This is a genomic window from Colwellia sp. 5_MG-2023 (genome assembly GCF_030547795.1).
GTDB lineage: Bacteria > Pseudomonadota > Gammaproteobacteria > Enterobacterales > Alteromonadaceae > Colwellia.
The window spans coordinates 1-719 of sequence record NZ_JAUOPW010000068.1; the positions used below are offsets into that span (position 1 = coordinate 1).

Below are 719 nucleotides of genomic sequence, written 5' to 3' on the forward strand. Positions count from 1 at the left end.
TGTGCCACAATCTTTGATAGACGTTGCTCAAGTTGAATAAGTTCATTCGTCGTATTCGCCAGTTCACCAGCTCGCTCTGATGAGTTTTCCGCGATATCAGCTATTTGTTGAACATTTTTACTAATTTCATCGGCAACCGTGGTTTGCTCTTCTGCAGCAGTGGCTATTTGGGTATTCATATCTGTAATTGTACTTACTGAACTAGTAATGGTTCTTAATGAATCACTCGCCGTGGCTGCCATCGTTACCGTATCTTGACTTTGTTTACGACTAGTTCCCATAACATTGACCGCTTCACTAGCTCCCTGTTGTAAACGTTCAATCATTTGCTGGATCTCTTCAGTACTTTGTTGAGTACGACTTGCTAATGCACGAACTTCATCAGCAACTACGGCAAATCCTCGACCTTGTTCACCAGCACGGGCGGCTTCTATTGCGGCATTGAGTGCCAGTAAGTTAGTTTGGTCGGCGATAGCTTTAATTACATTAAGCACATTGCCTATTTCATCTGCATCTGTACTGAGTTGATTAACAACTTCACTTGCACCATCTATATTATCAGAAAGCGCAGAAATTGCCGCAATAGTCTCTTCAACAATGCGTTGACCAGTCATAGCCTCGGTATCAGCTTCTTGAGCAGAACTGGCGGCATTGGCAGCGTTTGTTGCTATTTCTTGTGTGGCTGCAGCCATCTCATGTACAGCAGTTGCTGCTTGGAT

At 43.8% G+C, this 719-nt stretch carries 1 protein-coding gene; it reads right to left on the reverse strand.

Annotated elements, in window-relative coordinates; translation table 11 throughout:
* Window positions 1-719, reverse strand: a 719-nt coding sequence (locus tag Q4496_RS17905; protein ID WP_303610975.1) for a methyl-accepting chemotaxis protein, incomplete at both ends; no start/stop codon positions are given.